A 16,235-nucleotide genomic window follows, 5' to 3' on the forward strand; every position below is an offset into this window, starting at 1 on the left:
CCTGGGACTCACGCGATGACGGTCAGCGCGCGGCTCCGCCCCGTCCACGCGGCCACCGCGGAGCCGCCGCTGCGCAGGCTCGGCTACTTTCTGGTACGCCGCCGCCGGCTCGTCCTGACGCTGGCCCTGCTCGGCCTGATCGCGGCCGGAGTGCTCGCCGCGGGCGCGGTGCCCCGGCTGTCGCTGGCCAGGTTCGAAGCCCCGGGCTCGGAGTCCGACCGGGCGCAGGCCGAGCTGGTCGAGCGGTTCGACACCGGCAACCCCGACATGATCTTCCTGGTGACCGCCAAGAGCGGGACGGTGGACGCTCCGGCGGTCGAGGCCGCGGGCAGGGAGCTGACCGCCCGGATCGGGGACGAGGCCGACGTCGCCGAGGCGGACTCGTACTGGACCCGCGGCAGACCCGCCACGATGCGCAGCGAGGATGGCAGGCACGCGCTCATCGTGGTCCGCATCCCGGGGGACGCCGACCACGTGCGGGCACAGGTGCTGCCCAGGCTCATCCCCGAGATCACCCGGGGCACCGACCTGCTGCAGGTGCGGGCCGGGGGAGGGGAGGAGGTCTTCCGTGAGACCGTGCCGCTGGCCAGGCAGGACTTCGTCCGGGCCGAGCTGGTCATCTTCCCGCTGGCGTTCGTGCTGCTCTGGCTCTACCAGCGGCGCGCGATGGCGGCCCTGGTGCCGATCCTGGCCGGCCTGTTCGCGATGATGATCGGGCTCGCGCTGCTCCGTGGCGTCCTGACATTTACTGAAATTTCGACGTTCGCTCTGAATCTCACGCTGGCCATGGGGCTCGGCCTCGGCATCGACTACTGCCTCTTCGTGATCCAGCGCTTCCGCGAGGAGACGCGGGGCGGCAAGGACCGGGCGGCGGCCGTCGCGGGGGCGGTCGAGCACGCCGGCCGGACCGTGTTGTTCAGCGGCCTGACCGTGGCCACGTCACTGGCCGTGCTGTTCGCGTTGCCGTTCGACTTCCTGCGCTCTTTCGCGTACGCAGGCATCGCCGTCGTCATCGGCGGCCTGGTCGCGGCCGTGCTGGTGCTGCCCGCCGTACTCGCCTCCATCGGCGGCACGATGCTGCCCAGACGGGAGCGGCCGGAGCGGGCGGCGGGGTTCTGGCACGGGCTGGCCACCCGCGTGATGCGCCGGCCACTGGTGTTCGGCAGCCTGGCGACCGTGCTGCTGCTGGTGCTGGCCTCGCCCTTCCTGGGCCTGCGCTTCGGCGTGGCCGACGACCGCATCCTGCCCCTGGAGGCGTCCTCCCGGCAGACGCAGGAGGTCGTGCGTCAGTCGTTCCCCGCCGAGGAGACCGACGCCATCCAGCTGGTCTCGCGCGAGGCGGTGACGGCGGACGTCACGGCGTACGCGACGAGCCTGTCCCGGCTGCCCGGCGTGGCCCAGGTGGACTCTGCCGCCGGGTCGTTCGCCGGCGGGCAGCGGGTGGGTGACGGGGACCCGTCCAGGTTCCAGGGCGAGGGCACGTGGCTGTCGGTGGTCCCGTCGGCCGCGGCGCTGGCCGACGACCCCGTGCGGCTCGTCCAGGCCGTACGCGCGGTGCCGCCGCCCTTCGAGGTGCTGGTCGGCGGCTATCCCGCCGAGCTGTCCGACTACCGGGCCTCGGTAGTGGAACGGCTGCCGCTGGTGCTCGCGCTCATGCTGGGCGTGACATTCGTGGTCCTGTTCCTCATGACGCGCAGCCTGATCATCCCGATCAAGGCGACCCTGCTGAACGTCCTCAGCCTCGGCGTCATGTTCGGCGCCATCGTCTGGATCTTCCAGGACGGCAACCTGTCGGTTCTCGGCTTCACCCCGACGGGCACGCTCGACCCCAGCATCCCCATCCTCATGCTCTGTGTGGCCTACGGCCTGTCGATGGACTACGAGGTGTTTCTGCTGTCGCGGATCAAGGAGGAGTACGACAGGACCGGCGACACCGAGCAGGCGGTGGCCGCCGGCCTGCAGCGGGGCGCTCCGCTGATCACCGCGGCCGGCGGCATTCTGGCGCTCACCTTCGCCGCGTACGCCACCGCGCAGGTGATGTTCGTGCAGATGCTGGGCGTCGGTATGGCGGTGGCCGTGCTGGTGGACGCGACCGTGATCAGGGCGGTGCTGGTGCCGAGCCTTATGCGCCTGGCCGGACCGCTCAACTGGTGGCCTAGAGGTCGCGCGTCCACCCCTGCTCGGTGACGGCGATCCCGTCCTCCAGTTGGAACCCGGAGGCGTTGCCGTGTGCAAGCGAGGGCCATCGGTCCGCGGCCCACTCCGGCCAGCCCAGCCACCCCGGTGGCGGGCCAGGGATGTCGCCGCCGCCGAGTTCGGCGGCATCTGGTGCCTGGAACTGCTTCCGCCAATTGTCGATGTCCGCCTCGCTCATCGGAAATGTCGTGTGCGGTGCGGTGACTTGGCGGTGTGCGATCCGGGCGCGTTGGACGTCCTTGTCGATAGGCAGGTAGATGACTTGGCAGGATGCCCCGGCCGATGTTGCCAGCCAGCGCAGTGCCGACCGTTCGTCGCGGCTCCAGAGCCCGAAGTCGAGCACGACGTTGGTGCCCAGTCGCAGCGCTTGCAGGGCTAGTGCGATGAGCCGTCCTTCCAGCATGTCGCGCTTGCCGTCGGGCTGCGACCCGTCGTACAGGGAGATCATCCACTCGTCCGGGGTCAGCCGCAGCGCGCGGTGCGCCGCGGCGAGTTCTTCGGCCCGGGTGGTCTTTCCGGCGCCGGGGAGCCCGACCATCAGGAGAAGCTTGGCGGGTTCGGGCCGCACGTCATGGTCCGGCTCCGCTTTCGCGGTGGCTGCGGCCGGCTTGTCGGCGACGGTGAGGGATGCCTCGGACGTACGAGGGAAAGGATCTTGGTGCGTTGGATGGAACTGCTGCGACATGGATGTGCTCCCCGGATCACGCAGGACGATCCGGCAGCACAGCGAGACACGCGATTGGGCTGCCGGCGGGACACTGATCCGGCGGTACGCCCTGGCACTGACCCCAGCGGGGCAGGCAATGAGGCCGCGGTTTAGGCAGCCGCGATACCGCCGCTAAGCAGCGGCGCGGATGTTCATAGCGGCGAAACAACCCATGCCGCCACCATAACCGACAGCACCAGCATGGTTGTCGACCGCGAGCTCGACTTCGCTAAGCGGTCGGTCTGGCCGGACCCCGGCGGGGCAGTTAGCTGGGCCGGATTCGCCCCGTAACTAGCCGGATTAAGAACGCAACTCTGTAACTCCAGAACTTAATCTGGGAGAGACTCCCGATGGACCCATTCGCAGCCCTGCTGGTCGCTGCGGTGTTCAACACCATCTGTAGGTCCATTCAAAGCTCCTTGAGTGGGGTTGGGGAGGCCCCGCCTGGAAGCCCTCCAGCCGTGAGAGATGGGGCCGCCCCGCCTCTCCTGAGGGAAGACGCCGTTGGCGAAGTAGATCGAACGGGAAGAGCCCCGTGATCACTAACGTGATCGCGGGGCCTTTCCCGTGCTAGGAGCTGTATGCCGAGCCAGCTTCACCGCTGAAAGCAACAGGATGAGAGCGGGGCTCGGGATGAGGATCAGGTCGGGGATCATCCCAAGCCTTTGATCTTGGCTGGCTGGCTGGCGGCGAACTGCGATCAACGACAAGCCCACGCGGTCCGCTGCCAATGCCGACCCTTGGTCGTTAATGCTGTGACCGGTAACCTTCACCGGCTGGTTGCACCTAGCAGCTGCGGTTGGCAGGGACTTCAAAGATGAGCCCGAGACCGAGTTGTTCGTCCCAGTCTTCTCCGACCTGGACGAATCCGAAGCCGGCGATCGTGGCCAGGGACGCCACGTTATCGGGGCTAATCGTCGCCCGTACGGTCTTGACCGCCGGTTCGTCCGCGGCCCGACGCAGCAACTCGATCAGGATGGCTCGGCCATACCCCTGGCGACGGAAGTCGGGAGCAACCGCGTATCCGATCTCTATCATGCTCGCCTCATCGGGCGGTCCGTGAAACCCGGCGTGACCGATGACGACACCTTCAGGCCCGGTTACCGCCTGCCGTACCATCCACTGTGCGTGGCCGGGATCGGCGGCCATCTGGTCGATCCGAAACCGCCACAGCTCCCGTGCCGTGTCTGTCACAAAGTACTCGGTCAGAGCGACCCCAGTCGTATTGCTGGCTGTGGGCAGATCCCCATCGAGCAGGGCGGACATCGCGGTGCTCGACAACTCGACAAAGCGCACATGCTTCGGACTGGTGGGGAACGACATCTGGCGATCGGCTTCATCTGTCACCGTGCGGATGCTCGCAGAATGCCCGGCAGACGTCCAACGAATTTTGGAGTGATTGATCAACAGAACTTGCTCACGACAGCATCCACCACCACGAGTACCAACCGCTGAAAGATCATGTCGGGCACAGATCCTTCAGGAGCTGCTCGGCCACGAAAGTTTTGAGACCACGATGCGTTACAGCCATCTCGCTCCGGACGCGCACGAGAAGGTCATCAAGTCGTGGGCGCGGCGTAACGCCGACACCGCAAATTAGCGATCTTGGCGCATGTGTGACGCACGATCATGTGAAAGGCCCTCCCCGGATTGCTCCGGAAAGGGCCTCTGACCTGCGGGTCGGGGTGGCGGGATTTGAACCCACGGCCTCTTCGTCCCGAACGAAGCGCGCTGCCAAGCTGCGCTACACCCCGGTGCACGCCCTCTTGCGCGTGCTTGAGAAGTCTAGCTGACTTCGCGGGTGCTTGTGACCGCGTTTATCGGCGCGGGACCAGGGTGAGCAACGAGGCCTCCGGGAAGCAGGCGAAGCGGACCGGGGCGTACGGCGAGGTGCCCAGACCGGCCGAGACGTGCAGCCAGGCGTTGTCGTGGCGGTTGAGGCCCTTGACGCGAGGTCGGTCGATGCCGCAGTTGGTGACCAGGGCGCCGTAGAACGGGATGCACAGCTGGCCGCCGTGCGTGTGGCCGGCCAGGAGGAGTTGGTAGCCGTCGGCGGCGAAGCGGGTCATGTTGCGGGGCTCGGGGGAGTGCATGACGCCGAGGCGGAGGTCCGCGTCGGCTGGGGCGGGGCCGGCGACCAGGTCGTAGCGGTCGCGGTCGATGTGGGAGTCGTGGATGCCCGCCACCGCCACGTCGAGGTCGCCGATCTTGAGGCGGGCGGTGGTGTTGTTCATGTCGAGCCAGCCCTCGGCCGCCATGCCGGCGCCGAGCTCCTCCCAGGGGAGGGTCGGGACGTGTTGGCGGCGCTCGTTCTTGGAGGTGCGCCAGAGGTAGCGGGCCGGGTTCTTGGGCTTGGGCGCGTAGAGGTCGTTGGAGCCGTACACGAACATGCCGGGGCGGGCCAGCAGGGGCTCCAGGGCGTGCAGGAGCGCGGGTACGGCCTCAGGGTGGGCGATCGAGTCGCCCGTGTTGACGACCAGGTCGGGCTCCAGGGAGCCGAGCGAGCGGACCCAGTTGATCAGCATCCTGCGGCCCGGCGTCAGGTGCAGGTCGGACAGGTGGAGGATGCGTACGGGCCGCTGCCCGCGCTCCAGCACGGGCACGTCGAAGCGCCGCAGCCGGAACCAGTTGCGTTCGACGACGGAGGCGTAACCCAGACCGGCCAGGCCGAGGCCGAGGATGGACAGTGGTATGGCGGCAGCTTTCCTCACCCATTCATGATGCCCGACATCCGGCGCCAGGCGTCCCGAGTACGTGAGATGGGGCTACGTGAGCGCGTAGCCGTCCGTACAAGCGGCAAGATGGACCGCATGAGCGCATTGAAGGACAAGCTGAAGGCCGATCTCACGGCCTCGCTGAAGAGCCGGGACGAGGTACGTCTCCGGACGATTCGTATGGCACTGGCCGCGGTCAACGTCGAGGAGGTCGCCGGCAAGGCGGCCAGGGAGCTCTCCGACGACGAGATCATCAAGGTGCTGACCAAGGAGGCCAAGAAGCGCCGGGAGGCGGCCGAGGCGTTCGGGAACGCCGGGCGCGCGGAGCAGGCGCAGGCGGAGCTGGACGAGCAGGCGGTGCTGGAGGAATACCTGCCGGCGCAGCTCTCCGACGAGGAGCTCGGCCGCCTCGTCGACGAGGCCGTCGCCGAGACGGGCGCCGCCGGCCCCCAGGCGATGGGCCAGGTCATGAAGGTCGTCAACCCGAAGGTCGCCGGTCGCGCGGAGGGGGGACGGGTCGCCGCCGCCGTTCGCGCGCGACTGTCCGCCTAACCAGGTCTCGGGTGCCCGCCACGATCGCGGGCACCCAGGGCACTCAGGTCAGTTGCGCCCGCGACCGCGTCCCCGGTCGTTGTTGTCATCGCGGTTGAACTGGTCGAACTGGTCGAAGAAGTCGTCCGGCGGGCCGCCCCGCTCGTCGTCCTTCTTCTCCTTCTTGGGCTTGGGGGCGCAGTTGTCGGCGCAGCCGCCGAACCGCTCGTGGTTGACCGGCGTGAACTCGGTGGGTTCGACGCCCTTGAGCGCCCCCATCATCGCCTGCTTCCAGATGCGGCCCGAGATCGTCGCCCCGTACACGTAGCCGTAGCTGCGGCCGCCGATGGTGACGCCGATCAGCGGGTGGGTGAAGGCGCCGCGCGGGTCGCCGAGGCTGACGGCGGAGGCCAGGTTCGGGGTGTAACCGGCGAACCAGGCGGCCGTGTAGCCGTCGGTGGTGCCCGTCTTGCCCGCCGCGTCCCTGCCGATGCCGCCGACCTCCTGCATCGTGCCCTTGGTGAACACGCCCGAGAGGATGCCGGTGACGGCGTCGGCAACCTCCTCCTCCATGACCTTGGAGCACTTGGGCTTGTACTGGGTGGCCTTGCCGTTGCGGTCCTTGATCTCGGTGATCGCCAGTGGCTTGCAGTACTGGCCGCGTGAGGCGAAGACCGCGTAGGTGCTGGAGACGGTGACCGGGTCCACCTCGTTGATGCCGAGCGTGAACGTCTCGAACTCGCGTAGCTTCGAGCCGTCGGCCCGCTTGAGCCCGATCCGCTTGGCCAGCTTGACCACCTTGCAGAGCGTGACGCGCTCCTCCAGCCGCATGAAGAAGGTGTTGACCGAGCCCCAGGTGCCGGTCTGCAGCGTCTTGAAGCCGCCGCCGCCCTCGCTGGAGTTGCGCACCTCGTGCGTGGGGTCGCCGACCCGCTTGCCGTCGCAGTTCTTGAACGCGCCGTAGCCGGACGCGGTGAAGCCGGCGGGCGCCGGGTAGCCGTCGCCGTACTTCAGGCCCTCCTCGAGCGCTGTGGCGAGCGTGTAGGCCTTCGCCGTCGAGCCCTGCTGGAAGCCGCCGCCACCGCCGTGCTTGGCGTCGGCGACGACGTTGTAGCTCATCTCGTTCTTCTTCTTGCTGCCGCCGAACTTGCGCGAGGCCGCCATCGCCTTGATCTCACCGGTGCCCGGCACGACCATCGCCTGCGAGGCCACCGGCTTGTCCTTGGTGCTGACGTACTCCTTGATGGCCTTGTCGGCGGCTTTCTGCATCTTCGGGTCGATCGTGGTCTTGATGGTGAGACCGCCGCGCTGGAGCAGCTTGAGGCGCTCCTTGGGGGTCTTGCCGAAATCCTCGTCGTTGAGGATCTCGTTCTGGACGTAGAGGCAGAAGTACGGGTACTTGCTCTCCTCGCAACCGCCTTCGACCTTGGTGTCCTTGAAGACGAGCTTCTTGGCCTTGGCCTCGGCGGCCTCCTGCGGCGTGATCTTGCCGAGTTCGGCCATCCGGTCGAGGACGACGTTGCGGCGGGCCTTCAGCAGCTCCCTGGACGCCTTGCTGACGTTCGGGTCGGTTCTGTTGGGGTTCTGGACGGCGCCCGCGAGCGTGGCCGCCTCGACGAGGTTGAGGGCGGAGGCCGGCTTGCCGAAGAAGCGCTTGGCGGCGGCCTGGATGCCGTGCGCGCCGGCGCCGAAGTAGGCGATGTTCAGATACTTCTCAAGGATCTGGTCCTTGGAGTATTTCTTCTCGACCGCCATGGCGTAGCGCAGTTCGTTGAGCTTGCGGCCGACGCTGGTCTCGATGGCCGCGGCCTGCTCCTCTTTGGTCTCGGCCGAGTTGAGGAGCACCTGCTTGACGTACTGCTGTGTGATCGACGAGCCACCCTGGGTCACGCCGCCCTGGGTGAGGTTCTTGACGAGGGCGCGGGCCGTTCCCTCCACGTCGATCGGGCCGTGCTGGTAGAACCGGAAATCCTCGATCGAGATCAGCGCCGTCCGCATGATGGGGGCGACCTTGTCGAGACTCACCGATTCGCGGTTCTCGTAGAAGAACTGGGCTATCTTCTTGCCGTTGGCGTCCAGCAGCTCCGTGCGCTCGGGCAACGGGGGTTCGGCCAGGTCCTCGGGCTTCAGGTTGATCCCTGTCATCGCGGATTTGGCGGACATCCCCGCTCCACCGACCGCGGGAAGGGCTATGGCAGCCGTGAGCACTCCCGCGACCGCGCCCGCGGCGATCAGCCGCACGATGTTCAAGATCGGCGAGGAACGATCTTTGCCCTGAGCTTGCACAAGTCCAAGAGTACGTCGAATGAGTGACCTTATCGGTAACTCGGCACCATTTCGCCTTGACTGACGGGGGTGACTAGTCATTCCCGGTCAAGACTCCAGCGAGAAATTGGTCCTCTGGGGTCTGTCGGCCCGAACGTCTAGTTGCGTACGTTCTCCTCTGCGGCAACTGAATACGGAGGCTCGGCGCCCGCGCCCGTCGGCCCCAAATGACGACTGACCACCTAAGGGGAGTGGGGTCGAAATGTGGATCACGGATTGGACCTCCCGTGCCGCCTGTCGAGGAGCGGACCCGGACGCACTGTTCGTCCAGGGAGCCGCCCAGAACAGGGCGAAGCTGATCTGCCGAGGATGCCCGGTCCGTACCGAATGCCTCGCCGATGCGCTGGACAACCGCATCGAGTTTGGCGTGTGGGGCGGCATGACGGAACGGGAACGACGGGCTCTGCTACGGCGGCGTCCTGACGTGGACTCATGGCGAGAGCTGCTCGAGTCTGCCAAGGAAGAGTACGAACGGACTAACGAGCTGATCGCAGGCTGACCCTAGCCTCGGGCGTACGGCCGGTGCTCGCACCGGCCGTACTCTCATGTGCTCGCGAGGAGTTCCCCGATCCGGCGCAGACCCGCTAGATCGTGGACATCCTCCGACATCGCACGTACCTGGACGACCGGCACTGTGGGGTGGGCCGACAGGAAATGGTCCTGCTCCCGGTGTTCGCGGGCGGCGAGTTGCATTCTGCCGGTGTGCAGCCGCAGTACGGCGGCGGTCAACTCGTGTTCGCCCCGCGACTCCAGGTCTTCCGCCGCGGCGGCGCTGCGCGCGGCCGAGAGCGCCGCTGCGGTGGGTTCATGCACCCGGTTGACCACCAGGCCGGCCAGGGGCATGCGCTCCTCAGCGAGCCGCTCGACGAAGTAGGAGGCCTCACGCATCGCGTCGCGCTCCGGCGCGGCCACCACCACGAAAGCCGTACCCGGCGCCTGGAGCAGCCGATAGGTCATCTCCGCGCGCTGCCTGAACCCGCCGAAGACCGCGTCCAGCGCCGACACGAACGTCTGCAGGTCCTTGATGACCTGCGCGCCCAGCAGCTTGGTCATCGCGCCCGCCATGATCCCGAACCCGGCGTTGAGCAGCCGGAACGCGCTCCGCCCTCCCGCCTTGGCCGGCGCGGTCAGCAGCCGGATGAACCTCCCGTCCAGGAAGCGGCCGAGCCGCTCAGGGGCGTCGAGGAAGTCGAGCGCCGACCGCGAGGGCGGCGTGTCGACGATGATCAGATCCCACTCGTCCGAGCGGCGCAGCTGGCCCAGCTTCTCCATCGCCATGTACTCCTGGGTGCCGGCGAAGCTGGAGGACAGCGACTGGTAGAAGGGGTTCGACAGGATCTGGCGGGCCCGGTCGGGGTCGGCGTGCGCCTCGATGATCTCGTCGAACGTACGCTTCATGTCCAGCATCATCGCGAACAGCTGGCCGCCGCCCTCGGGTGAGCTGATCAGGCGCGGGGTGTTGTCGAGCTCGGTGAGCCCCATCGACTGCGCCAGCCGCCGCGCGGGGTCGACGGTCAGCACGACCGCGCACCTGCCGCGCTCGGCGGCCCGCAGCCCCAGCGCGGCGGCCGTCGTGGTCTTGCCCACGCCGCCGGCGCCGCAGCAGACGATGATCCGGGTGCCCTGGTCGTCGAGAATGGCGTCGACATCGAGTACGGGGGGCTTCTTCACGCTGCTCCCTGGGTGCGGATGGCCTCGGCCAGCTCGTACAGGCCGCTCAGATCGACACCGTCGGCCAGCAGCGGCAACTCGTATGACGGCAGCGTCGCCTCCGCCAGAGAGGCGCGTTCGGCCCGCTCCAGCTCGGTACGGCGGGCGTGCTCGGCGACCTCTTCCGCCAGAGCCTCCGCAACCGTGGAGGCGCCGTCGGACAGACCGGCCGCCTTGAGCCCGAGCGTGAGCTCGGCGACGTCGAATCGACCCTTGACAGCACTGTCAAGTGCGGCCTGTGGAAGCAGTGATTCACGAACCATGTTGATGAAGATTCCGCCGGGCGGCAGCCCCGCCGACCGCAATTCGGCGATGCCGTCGAGCGTCTCCTGAACCGGCATCTCCTCCAGCAAGGTGATGAAGTGCACCGCCGTTTCCGGAGATTTCACGACCTTGCTCACCAGATCGGAGTGGTTCTTGATCGGGCCGACTCTGGCCAGCCCGGCGACCTCCTGAGTGACGTTCAGGAAGCGCGAGATGCGACCGGTCGGCGGCGCGTCGAGTACGACGGCGTCATAGATCCGCTTGCCGTTCTTGCCGCGCCTGCGTACGGCCTCGGAGGTCTTGCCGGTGACGAGGACGTCGCGGAATCCGGGGGCGACGGTGGTCGCGAAGTCGACGATGCCCATCTTGGTCAGCGCCCGCCCCGCCCTGCGCATGCCGTAGAACATCTCCATGTATTCGAGCATGGCCTCCTCAGGGTCTATGGCCAGCGCGTAGACGTCGCCGCCTGATGGGGCCACGGCGATCCGGCGCTCCTCGTACGGCAGCGGTGGCAGGTCGAAGATCTGCGCGATGCCCTGCCTGCCCTCCACCTCGACGAGCAGCACCTTGCGCCCGCCCGAGGCCAGTGCCAGGGCGAGGGCCGCGGCGACCGTGGTCTTGCCTGTGCCGCCCTTGCCGGTGACCACGTGCAGTCGCACGCCGTCCCAATCGGTGTCCCGAGAGTCCACGTTTCGAGGCTACCGAACGGTCACTTGTCGAAAGCCGACGACCACCCTTTGAGATTGCTCACATCGTGGCGTGCGGTGCGCCGCGGGTTGAGCTTCTCCTACGCTGGCCCTCATGAAGAAATGGGAGTACCTGACGGCTCCGGTGCTGATCCACAACACCAAGATGATCCTGGACAACTTCGGGGCCGATGGCTGGGAGCTGGTCCAGATCCTGCAGGGTGCCACGCCCGAGCAGCTTGTCGCCTACTTCAAGAGGGAGAAGCAGTGACGCCCGAAGAGAAGATCACCGAACTCGGGCTGACGCTGCCCGAGGTCGTCGCGCCGCTGGCCGCCTATGTGCCGACCGTACGGACCGGCAACCTCGTCTACACCTCGGGCCAACTGCCCATGGTCGACGGCAAGCTCGCGCAGACCGGCAAGGTCGGCGCCGAGGTCGGCCTCGACGACGCCCGCGAGCTGGCCCGGATCTGCGCGCTCAACGCGCTGGCCGCGCTGAAGTCCGAGGTCGGCGAGCTGGGCAACGTCGTGCGGATCGTCAAGGTCGTGGCGTTCGTGGCCAGCGACCCGGCCTTCACGCAGCAGCCCCAGGTCGCCAACGGGGCCAGTGAGCTGCTCGCCGAGGTGCTGGGTGATGCGGGCAAGCACGCCCGCAGCGCCGTGGGCGTCGCGTCCCTGCCGCTCGACGCCCCGGTCGAAGTGGAGCTGATCGCCGAGGTCTCCTGAGAGTCCGGATATGTCACGATGACCCGAGTGATGTTCTAGAAGCCCGAGTTGTTCTAGAAGGAGGTCATGTGACGGGTCTGCAACTCCCAGACGAGCTCGCCGAGCGGGCGAGGGACATCCTCGCCGGACGCGTCCAGCCGGTCCCCGCGCGGGACGCCGCCACGGTGGTCATCCTGCGTGAGGGGCCGGAGGTCTATCTGCTCCGGCGCAAGTCCACGATGGCCTTCGCCGCGGGCGCGTACGTCTTCCCCGGCGGCTCGGTCGATCCCCGTGACACCGACCACGCCGTCGCCTGGGCCGGGCCGTCTCCGGCGGACTGGGGCACGGTCTTCGGCGCGGACGAGGGGGTCGCGCGCGGGCTGGTCTGCGCGGCCGTACGGGAGACGTTCGAGGAGTCGGGGGTGCTGCTCGCGGGGCCGGGGCCCGATTCCGTGGTTGACGACACCACGGGAGACGACTGGGAGGCCGACCGGCTCGCGCTGATCGACCGGAGCCTGTCCTTCGCCGACTTCCTCGCCAAGCGCGGCCTGGTGCTCCGCTCGGATCTGCTCAAGCCGTGGGCGCACTGGATCACGCCGGAGATCGAGACCCGGCGCTTCGACACCCGCTTCTTCGCCGCCGTACTCCCCGAGGGGCAGCGCACCCGCGACGTCGGCGGCGAGGCCGACCAGGTCGACTGGAAGCGCCCGGCCGACGCCCTCGAGCTGGCGCACGAGGGCAAGATCTTCCTGATGCCACCCACCTATCGCACGCTGACCGAGCTGGCCGCCTGCGACTCCGTGGCGGACGTCCTGGCCGCGCGGCGGGAGATCGTCACGATCCTGCCCAGGGTCGTGGAGGTCGACGGCGAGTTCCAGTTGGTGACGACATGAGCGGTCTGCACATTCCGGCCGGCTCGCCCGACGGATCCCGTACGACCCACGCCGAGAACCTGCTCGCGCCCAACCCGTCGCCCATGACCCTCGACGGCACCAACACCTGGATCATCGGCGACCGGGACACCATCGTCATAGACCCGGGCCCCGACGACGAGAGGCACCTGCGCCGGGTCGCCGACCATCTGGCCGAGCGCCGGGTGAGCTGGATCCTGCTCACCCACGGCCACCACGACCACAGCGGCGGTGCCCGGCGCTTCGCCGAGCTGGTCGGCGCGCCCGTGCGGGCGCTCGACCCCAAGCACCGGCTCGGCGATGAAGGGCTGGGCGACGGCGACGTGGTGACCGCCGGTGACGTCGAGGTGCGCGTGTACGGCACGCCGGGGCACTCGTTCGACTCGCTCTGCTTCTGGCTGCCCCAGGACCAGGCCATGCTGACCGGCGACACCGTGCTCGGCCGCGGCACCACGGTGATCGCCCCCGACGGCGACCTCGCCGACTACCTGCGCAGCCTCGACCGGCTCAGGGCCATGGCCGATGAGCTGGGCGTGGCGGCACTGCTGCCGGGCCACGGACCGGTGCTGGCCGACCCGATCGGCGTACTGGACGGCTATATCGCGCACCGGCGCCAGCGCCTCGACCAGATCAGGGCGGCGCTGCGCCAGGGCGCCAAGACGCCCCGCCAGATCGTGGAGATCGTCTACAGCGACGTCGACACGTCGCTGTGGCCCGCGGCCGAGATGTCGGTACGGGCCCAGCTGGACTATCTCGACTCCCTGTAGCGGCTACCTGGAGCGGTTGTAGAGGCGGTCCATGTCGAGGATGACCACGGCCTTGGCCTCGATGCGCAGCCAGCCGCGCTGCGCGAAGTCGGCGAGGGCCTTGTTGACCGTCTCGCGGGAGGCGCCGACGAGCTGGGCCAGCTCCTCCTGGGTGAGATCGTGGTGGACGCGCAGCCCGTCGTCGGTCTTGGTGCCGAACCGCTCGGCCAGGTCGAGCAGCTGCTTGGCCACCCGGCCGGGCACATCGGTGAAGACCAGGTCGGCCAGCACGTCGTTGGTGCGCCGCAGCCGCTGGGCCAGCGCCCGCAGCAGGTGGAGCGCCACCTCGGGACGGCCGGTGAGCCAGGGGCGCAGGTCGTCGTGGCCCAGCCCGGCCAGGCGCACGTCGGTCAGCGCGGTCGCGGAGGCCGTACGGGGGCGCGGGTCGAACAGCGACAGCTCGCCGAACATCTCGCTCGGGCCGAGCACGCTGAGCAGGTTCTCGCGGCCGTCGGGCGAGGTGCGCGACAGTTTGATCTTGCCTTCGAGCACGACGTAGAGCCGGTCGCCCGTCTCGTTCTCGTGGAAGAGCGTCTGCCCCTTGGACAGCTGGACTTCGGTGATGCTCGTCCGTAGCGCCGCGGCGCTCTCGCGGTCAAGCGCGGCGAACAGGGGGGCCTTGCCCAGCACATCTTCGGTGTTCACTCTGCCTCCTCTGCTGCCATTGTGACGCACCCCACTCCAGGCGGCGCACGTAGGCTATGGGAATGCCCACTGAGTCCAGGCTCGCCCTCGTGCGTCGCGCACGCCGGATGAATCGCATCCTGGCGGAAACCTACCCCGAGGCTCATTGCGAGCTCGACTTCGGTACCCCGCTCGAACTGCTGGTCGCGACGATCCTCTCGGCGCAGTGTACGGACAAGAGGGTCAACATGGTTACTCCGCTACTTTTCGCCAAGTACCCGACGGTGGATGACTATGCGGGCGCCGACCGAGCCGAGATGGAAGAGATCATCCGCTCGACGGGGTTCTTCCGCGCCAAGACCAACAGCATCATCGGCATGGCCCAGGCGGTGTGCGAGCACCACGGCGGGGTGGTGCCCGGCAAGCTGAAAGACCTGGTCAAGCTGCCCGGCGTGGGCCGCAAGACCGCCAACGTGGTGCTCGGCAACGCCTTCGGCGTGCCCGGCCTCACCGTCGACACCCACTTCCAGCGGCTGGTCCGCCGCTTCGGCTGGACCGACGAGACCGACCCGGTCAAGATCGAGCACGTGGTGGGGGAGCTGATCCCCAAACGCGAGTGGACGATCTTCTCGCACCGGGTCATCTGGCACGGGCGCCGCATCTGCCACGCGCGTACGCCGGCCTGCGGCGTCTGCCCGCTGGCCGCCCTCTGCCCCTCGTACGGCACCGGCCCCACGGACGCCGTCAAGGCCCAGAAGCTCGTCAGACCGGGCCCGTTTTCCTAAGTAGGGAAGTCCCCGAACCCCTGGTGTGTTGGAGATTGCGTGACTCAGGTGCCCGACTGGCTCGACACACTCGCGGCGCAGGCCGTACTCACTTCGGTGCCCGCCGGGCTGCGCCCGCCCGCTGGGGGTGGGCGGCCCGCGGCGGTCCTGCTGCTGTTCGGCGAGGGGCCGCTGGGGCCCGATGTGCTGCTCATCCAGCGCAGCTCGCGCGGGCGCAGGCACGCGGGCCAGCCGGCCTTCCCCGGCGGCGGCGTGGACCCGGAGGACGGCGGGCCCGTCGGGGCGGCGCTGCGCGAGGCCGAGGAGGAGACCGGTCTCGATCCGCGGGGCGTGACCGTGCTCTGCACGATGCCCGAGCTCTACATCTGGCGCAGCGACAACCGGGTCACACCGGTCGTCGGCTGGTGGCGCACCCCGTCGGCGGTGCACGCGGCCTCGCCCGCCGAGGTGGAGTCCGTGGAGCGGGTGCCGATCGCCGAGCTGGTCGATCCGGGCAACCGGTTCACGCTGCGGCATCCGGGCGGCTACGCCGGGCCCGCGTTCCGGGTGCGCGGGATGCTGGTGTGGGGGTTCACCGCGATGGTGCTCGACGGGGTGCTGCGCGAAGGCGGGCTGGAACGGCCGTGGGATCCCGGGCGGGTGGAGGAGATGCCGCCGGACGTCCTGGACATGGCCTCACGGGGCTGAAGCACCGCTTCAGGCGGAGCTGTGGGCGGCCCGCTTCAGACGAGCGGGTCCAGGCGGTCCTGGTCGCCTGTGGCCAGGGCGACGCCGAGCGAGGCCCAGTCGGCCACGTCGGCGTCGCTGTCGGCCGCCAGCGCCCGCAGCGCGTTCAGCCCGGCCCGGTCCGGTGGGTCGCCCAGCACGTGCTGGAGCGCGTACGCGGCGCCGTACCTGACCCGCGGGTCCTCGTGCCCGGCCAGATCCATCACCGACGGTAGCGACCGGGGGTCGGCCAGGTGGCCGAAGGCGATGAGCACCGAATAGAGCACCATGACGTCGTCCTCGCTGGCCGCCAGGTAGCGCAGGACGGGCAGGATCCGATCCACGTACGCCTCGAGCATGCCCAGGATGTCCACCCCGAGCAGGCGCTGGGTGACGTCGTCCGCCGCGCAGAGCCGCCGCGCCTCGATGAAGGACTCAAGATCGCCGCGCTGCCGTAGTACGGAGATCACGTGCCAGCGCACCGCCCCGTCGGGATCGTCGTCGTCGAGAGCCGCTTCGATGAGGCCGCGCACTGTTTCGTCGTTGGGCGGCATGCCGCCCAACGTA

17 protein-coding genes and 1 tRNA gene are annotated in these 16,235 nt (G+C 68.6%); 9 read left to right on the forward strand and 9 right to left on the reverse strand.

Translation table 11 applies throughout. The features are described 5' to 3' along the window. The first annotated feature begins 15 nt into the window (after positions 1 to 15). Positions 16 to 2,187 (forward strand): MMPL family transporter, encoded by a 2,172-nt coding sequence (locus tag ACGFJ2_RS28675; RefSeq protein ID WP_393473357.1) that lies wholly within the window; start codon positions 16 to 18, stop codon positions 2,185 to 2,187. Here ACGFJ2_RS28675 and ACGFJ2_RS28680 read toward each other — a convergent pair. The 4 genes from ACGFJ2_RS28680 to ACGFJ2_RS28695 all read right to left on the reverse strand — a co-directional run bounded on the left by ACGFJ2_RS28680 (position 2,156) and on the right by ACGFJ2_RS28695 (position 5,613). Then, positions 2,156 to 2,881, reverse strand: a complete 726-nt coding sequence (locus ACGFJ2_RS28680; RefSeq protein WP_393473360.1) for an AAA family ATPase — start codon at positions 2,879 to 2,881, stop codon at positions 2,156 to 2,158. The two genes, ACGFJ2_RS28675 and ACGFJ2_RS28680, sit on opposite strands and share 32 nt — an antisense overlap. Before the next feature lie 807 nt (positions 2,882 to 3,688). Continuing rightward, positions 3,689 to 4,249, reverse strand: coding sequence for a GNAT family protein (locus ACGFJ2_RS28685; protein ID WP_358180285.1), 561 nt, complete (start codon positions 4,247 to 4,249; stop codon positions 3,689 to 3,691). Between the two features lie 333 nt (positions 4,250 to 4,582). Further along, positions 4,583 to 4,656 (reverse strand) — tRNA-Pro (locus ACGFJ2_RS28690). A gap of 63 nt (positions 4,657 to 4,719) precedes the next feature. Continuing rightward, positions 4,720 to 5,613, reverse strand: a complete 894-nt coding sequence (locus ACGFJ2_RS28695; protein ID WP_357954461.1) for a metallophosphoesterase — start codon at positions 5,611 to 5,613, stop codon at positions 4,720 to 4,722. A gap of 99 nt (positions 5,614 to 5,712) precedes the next feature. On the opposite strand from ACGFJ2_RS28695, the gene ACGFJ2_RS28700 reads away from it, so the two are divergent. Beyond that, on the forward strand, positions 5,713 to 6,168 hold the full coding sequence (locus tag ACGFJ2_RS28700; RefSeq protein ID WP_358180288.1) for a GatB/YqeY domain-containing protein: 456 nt from the start codon (positions 5,713 to 5,715) through the stop codon (positions 6,166 to 6,168). A 48-nt stretch (positions 6,169 to 6,216) separates the two neighbouring features. On the opposite strand, the gene ACGFJ2_RS28705 is transcribed toward ACGFJ2_RS28700, so the two are convergent. Continuing rightward, complete coding sequence (locus ACGFJ2_RS28705) at positions 6,217 to 8,388, reverse strand: transglycosylase domain-containing protein (protein WP_393473365.1); 2,172 nt, start codon at positions 8,386 to 8,388, stop codon at positions 6,217 to 6,219. 286 nt (positions 8,389 to 8,674) lie between these two features. On the opposite strand from ACGFJ2_RS28705, the gene ACGFJ2_RS28710 reads away from it, so the two are divergent. Then, positions 8,675 to 8,971 (forward strand): WhiB family transcriptional regulator, encoded by a 297-nt coding sequence (locus tag ACGFJ2_RS28710; protein ID WP_148036282.1) that lies wholly within the window; start codon positions 8,675 to 8,677, stop codon positions 8,969 to 8,971. A gap of 44 nt (positions 8,972 to 9,015) precedes the next feature. Here the strand turns inward: ACGFJ2_RS28710 and ACGFJ2_RS28715 are convergent, their stop codons facing one another. Next, entirely contained in the window at positions 9,016 to 10,143 is a 1,128-nt protein-coding gene (locus tag ACGFJ2_RS28715; RefSeq protein WP_357954467.1) for an ArsA family ATPase, read from the reverse strand. After that, positions 10,140 to 11,135, reverse strand: coding sequence for an ArsA-related P-loop ATPase (locus ACGFJ2_RS28720; protein WP_358180291.1), 996 nt, complete (start codon positions 11,133 to 11,135; stop codon positions 10,140 to 10,142). Before ACGFJ2_RS28720 ends, ACGFJ2_RS28715 begins: the two co-directional genes overlap by 4 nt. A 112-nt stretch (positions 11,136 to 11,247) precedes the next feature. Between ACGFJ2_RS28720 and ACGFJ2_RS28725 the strand changes: the two genes are divergently transcribed. From ACGFJ2_RS28725 to ACGFJ2_RS28740, 4 genes are all read left to right on the forward strand, one after another. Further along, positions 11,248 to 11,403 (forward strand): hypothetical protein, encoded by a 156-nt coding sequence (locus tag ACGFJ2_RS28725; protein ID WP_165959776.1) that lies wholly within the window; start codon positions 11,248 to 11,250, stop codon positions 11,401 to 11,403. After that, positions 11,400 to 11,858: a RidA family protein gene (locus ACGFJ2_RS28730; RefSeq protein ID WP_393473370.1), complete on the forward strand. Its 459-nt coding sequence runs from the start codon at positions 11,400 to 11,402 to the stop codon at positions 11,856 to 11,858. Before ACGFJ2_RS28725 ends, ACGFJ2_RS28730 begins: the two co-directional genes overlap by 4 nt. Positions 11,859 to 11,935: 77 nt before the next feature. After that, positions 11,936 to 12,730, forward strand: coding sequence for an NUDIX hydrolase (locus ACGFJ2_RS28735; protein ID WP_393473982.1), 795 nt, complete (start codon positions 11,936 to 11,938; stop codon positions 12,728 to 12,730). Beyond that, positions 12,727 to 13,515: an MBL fold metallo-hydrolase gene (locus tag ACGFJ2_RS28740; RefSeq protein WP_357954475.1), complete on the forward strand. Its 789-nt coding sequence runs from the start codon at positions 12,727 to 12,729 to the stop codon at positions 13,513 to 13,515. Before ACGFJ2_RS28735 ends, ACGFJ2_RS28740 begins: the two co-directional genes overlap by 4 nt. 3 nt (positions 13,516 to 13,518) lie before the next feature. Here ACGFJ2_RS28740 and ACGFJ2_RS28745 read toward each other — a convergent pair whose 3' ends face one another. Continuing rightward, on the reverse strand, positions 13,519 to 14,199 hold the full coding sequence (locus tag ACGFJ2_RS28745; protein WP_185069893.1) for a Crp/Fnr family transcriptional regulator: 681 nt from the start codon (positions 14,197 to 14,199) through the stop codon (positions 13,519 to 13,521). Positions 14,200 to 14,255: 56 nt separating this feature from the next. On the opposite strand from ACGFJ2_RS28745, the gene nth reads away from it, so the two are divergent. Both nth and ACGFJ2_RS28755 read left to right on the forward strand, forming a co-directional pair. After that, positions 14,256 to 14,963: an endonuclease III gene (gene nth / locus ACGFJ2_RS28750; RefSeq protein WP_393473374.1), complete on the forward strand. Its 708-nt coding sequence runs from the start codon at positions 14,256 to 14,258 to the stop codon at positions 14,961 to 14,963. 39 nt (positions 14,964 to 15,002) lie between these two features. Then, the gene (locus ACGFJ2_RS28755) at positions 15,003 to 15,650 is read left to right on the forward strand and encodes an NUDIX hydrolase (protein WP_393473377.1); all 648 of its coding nucleotides are present in this window, start codon (positions 15,003 to 15,005) and stop codon (positions 15,648 to 15,650) included. A 35-nt stretch (positions 15,651 to 15,685) separates the two neighbouring features. On the opposite strand, the gene ACGFJ2_RS28760 is transcribed toward ACGFJ2_RS28755, so the two are convergent. Continuing rightward, positions 15,686 to 16,222, reverse strand: a complete 537-nt coding sequence (locus ACGFJ2_RS28760; RefSeq protein ID WP_357954482.1) for a HEAT repeat domain-containing protein — start codon at positions 16,220 to 16,222, stop codon at positions 15,686 to 15,688. Between the last annotated feature and the right edge of the window lie 13 nt (positions 16,223 to 16,235).

The sequence above is a fragment of the Nonomuraea sp. NPDC049028 genome (genome assembly GCF_043197735.1).
GTDB lineage: Bacteria > Actinomycetota > Actinomycetes > Streptosporangiales > Streptosporangiaceae > Nonomuraea.

Excerpts from the sequence above, each read along its gene's own strand:
- ACGFJ2_RS28675 (WP_393473357.1), top strand. The coding sequence starts at position 16 with ATGACGGTCAGCGCGCGGCTCCGCCCCGTCCACGCGGCCACCGCGGAG.
- ACGFJ2_RS28680 (WP_393473360.1), bottom strand. The coding sequence starts at position 2,881 with ATGTCGCAGCAGTTCCATCCAACGCACCAAGATCCTTTCCCTCGTACG.
- ACGFJ2_RS28700 (WP_358180288.1), top strand. The coding sequence starts at position 5,713 with ATGAGCGCATTGAAGGACAAGCTGAAGGCCGATCTCACGGCCTCGCTG.
- ACGFJ2_RS28710 (WP_148036282.1), top strand. The coding sequence starts at position 8,675 with ATGTGGATCACGGATTGGACCTCCCGTGCCGCCTGTCGAGGAGCGGAC.
- ACGFJ2_RS28725 (WP_165959776.1), top strand. The coding sequence starts at position 11,248 with ATGAAGAAATGGGAGTACCTGACGGCTCCGGTGCTGATCCACAACACC.
- ACGFJ2_RS28740 (WP_357954475.1), top strand. The coding sequence starts at position 12,727 with ATGAGCGGTCTGCACATTCCGGCCGGCTCGCCCGACGGATCCCGTACG.
- nth (WP_393473374.1), top strand. The coding sequence starts at position 14,256 with ATGGGAATGCCCACTGAGTCCAGGCTCGCCCTCGTGCGTCGCGCACGC.
- ACGFJ2_RS28760 (WP_357954482.1), bottom strand. The coding sequence starts at position 16,222 with ATGCCGCCCAACGACGAAACAGTGCGCGGCCTCATCGAAGCGGCTCTC.